The sequence below is a fragment of the Dapis brunnea BLCC-M229 genome (genome assembly GCF_050015995.1).
Taxonomy (GTDB): domain Bacteria; phylum Cyanobacteriota; class Cyanobacteriia; order Cyanobacteriales; family Microcoleaceae; genus Trichodesmium.
In genome coordinates this window covers 1-2885 of sequence record NZ_JBNHEP010000115.1, presented here as the reverse complement: position 1 = coordinate 2885, position 2885 = coordinate 1, and the positions used below count along the sequence as shown (strand labels likewise).

The 2885-nt window shown below is 35.5% G+C and carries 3 protein-coding genes; 1 reads left to right on the top strand and 2 read right to left on the bottom strand.

Going from position 1 to position 2885, the window contains the following annotated elements; all coding sequences use genetic code 11:
- Positions 1-155: 155 nt before the first annotated feature.
- Positions 156-332, bottom strand: coding sequence for a hypothetical protein (locus ACP6PM_RS14115; protein ID WP_426585599.1), 177 nt, complete (start codon positions 330-332; stop codon positions 156-158).
- A 48-nt stretch (positions 333-380) separates the two neighbouring features.
- Positions 381-947, bottom strand: coding sequence for a transposase (locus ACP6PM_RS14110; protein ID WP_426585601.1), 567 nt, complete (start codon positions 945-947; stop codon positions 381-383).
- Positions 948-1090: 143 nt separating this feature from the next.
- Between ACP6PM_RS14110 and moeB the strand changes: the two genes are divergently transcribed.
- Positions 1091-2263, top strand: a complete 1173-nt coding sequence (gene moeB, locus ACP6PM_RS14105) for a molybdopterin-synthase adenylyltransferase MoeB (protein ID WP_426585598.1) — start codon at positions 1091-1093, stop codon at positions 2261-2263.
- Positions 2264-2885: the final 622 nt, after the last annotated feature.

Genomic DNA, 2885 nt, shown 5'->3' with positions numbered 1-2885 from the left:
GATAATATTCGCGAATCTATCTATTTTATTAAGTTCATCAACAGTATCGCGAAGCCAACCCACCCCTTCTCTAAAAATGATTATCATTATCATTGACAAAAAATCCATATTTTTAACAGAGGTTTAATCCCAAAAACCATTGTTGGATAAGGGTTTCAAGCTGCTTGTCTGCCCGTGAGCAGATTGGGTCTGTCAGTTAATTCTCCTTTTTTGTACTTTTTACTTAATTCCTGGAATGACTTAAAAGATTCGGCAACACTTCTTAATATTTGTTGCGCTGCCTGAGAATATAAAACTTGATAATGTTTGTTAGTTTTATACTCTTTCTTCAAGTCAAACTTACCAATAATTCTGTTACTCCCTTCTCGCTAAAAGATTACCTAATTATTTACTAAAGTATAAATATGGTGAATTATATTTTGAATTTGTTCTGCTGTTTGAAGTTGATTGAATTCAAAGTATTTTTCCAGCTTATATTGAATTTGTTGCATATTTACACCCAAGGGAAGATGATGTAGCAGTTTCAATCTTAAAAGATGAATAATATATTCAGCTAGATTAAAATTAGGAGAATAACTCGGAGTATCAATAAAATCCACCAGAATTTTATCTGATATTTTGAGTTCCAAAAGATGGGCAAGTAATTGATTTCTCCTAAACTTTTTATGTGTGGAATTATTATCTAAAATAATAGTCAATTTATTAAAGCCATTTTTGACACAATCCAGGCACAGTTGTACAAAATAATCTGAAACATCCTCTGTTTTAGAGTTCTGTTTTAATTGGAAATACTCTTCACCCGTCAAAGCATCTACAGCTATCATCCCGTTCAATTTCTTTCTCTGTCCTTTCTCATTACTGGGTATTTTTGGCCGTGTGTTCTTTTCTGCCCATCCGTAAAAAATACTAGGACGTTCATAAACAGCAAATTCGTCAAAAAATACTATTTTTTCATCGCTAATCTACTCAATATGTATGTATGAAAACTAAATCATTAACAATTGTTGATAATTTCTGATAATCTCTGATTTAGTGGGAGAGAATATCATACAACACTATTTATTTCAGAAATATCTAGACCTAAATTGTCATGTTAAATCCGAATCTGGAACAAATCCAGTTAAATACAGAAGAGTATCAACGTTATTCGCGCCACCTGATTCTACCGGAAGTAGGATTAGATGGTCAAAAACGTCTTAAGGCAGCCAAAGTTCTATGTATAGGAACGGGTGGTCTTGGTTCTCCACTATTGTTATATTTAGCAGCAGCAGGAATTGGAAATATTGGAATAGTAGATTTCGATATTGTCGATAGTTCCAATTTACAACGACAAGTTATTCACGGCACCTCCTGGGTGGGTAAGCCAAAAATTGAATCTGCTAAAAATCGGATTCACGAAATTAATCCCCACTGTCAGGTTGACCTTTACGAAACGAGGTTAAGTTCTGAAAATGCTCTCGACATTCTCAAATCTTATGATGTGATTGTTGATGGTACTGATAATTTCCCGACTCGTTATTTGGTTAATGATGCCTGTGTTCTTCTGAATAAACCTAATGTCTACGGCTCAATTTTCCGCTTTGAGGGTCAGGCAACTGTCTTTAATTATGAAGGTGGACCGAACTACCGCGATCTTTACCCCGAACCCCCGCCCCCAGGAATGGTACCTTCCTGTGCAGAGGGTGGTGTTTTAGGTATTTTGCCCGGAATGATTGGAGTTATCCAAGCGACGGAAACTATCAAAATTGTTTTGGGTAAAGGTACGACTTTGAGTGGTAGATTATTACTTTATAATTCCTTAGACATGACTTTTCGGGAATTGAAACTGCGTCCTAATCCAGTACCACCAGTTATTGAAAAGTTAATTGATTATGAGCAGTTTTGTGGTATTCCTCAAGCCAAAGCACAAGAGGCAGAAAGTAAAATGGCTATTCCAGAAATGACGGTTCAAGATTTGAAGCAATTATTGGATAGTGAAGCGGATGATTTTGTCTTAGTTGACGTGCGGAACCCCAATGAATATGAAATTGCCAAAATTCCTGGGTCTGTTTTGGTACCATTGCCAGATATTGAGCAGGGTTCTGGTGTGGCAAAGGTTAAGGAACTAATGAATGGTCATCGTTTAATTGCTCATTGTAAGATGGGCGGGCGATCGGCTAAAGCTTTAGGTATTCTGAAGGAGAATGGTATTGAGGGTACTAATCTCAAAGGTGGAATTACTGCCTGGAGTCAGGAAATAGATTCTTCTGTACCTCAATATTAATTCAGAAGCAAGAGGGAAGAAGGTAGAAGGAACAAAAAGCTAAAACTTATATCAATTGCGATAATTAAGTTAGTCAGAAAAACCTTCTCCCTTCTAACCCTTATCTGCTAATCAATTTTGCACTTTCAAAAATTACTTCTGATATTAACTTTTTTTGGCAGTTAGGGGATAGTTTAGTTTGGCAATACAAGAAAATTACATTTGATAGTTTTTTATCTTCCCTAATTCCTTACATCGCCAATCAGTTTGCTTCCCTCGCCTACAACCTTTTTAATAGTCTCGCTTTTTTGTAACTCAAAATTTATTAACGCAAAGTTTGAGCATTTTATTTTTGAGTAAGACAATGTCAACTATTTTACCCTAGACAAATTTCAATTTATCTTTATTTCAGCAGAATATCCACATTATAAGATTTGATTTATAGCGCTTTTCATTAATAGACTTGTCGCGAAATAAAACCTTAAAATTAAATGGAAAATTCTACCTTTCAATCATTAAATTATGCTGCCATCAGGTAGAAATTCCAGAGTCCAGCAGCAGTGAACATAAAGCGATACGGCTGACGCCACGCTCCGCGAACCCTACTTTTTTCTCTATTGAGATGTTTTTGTTGGTCAGTTAA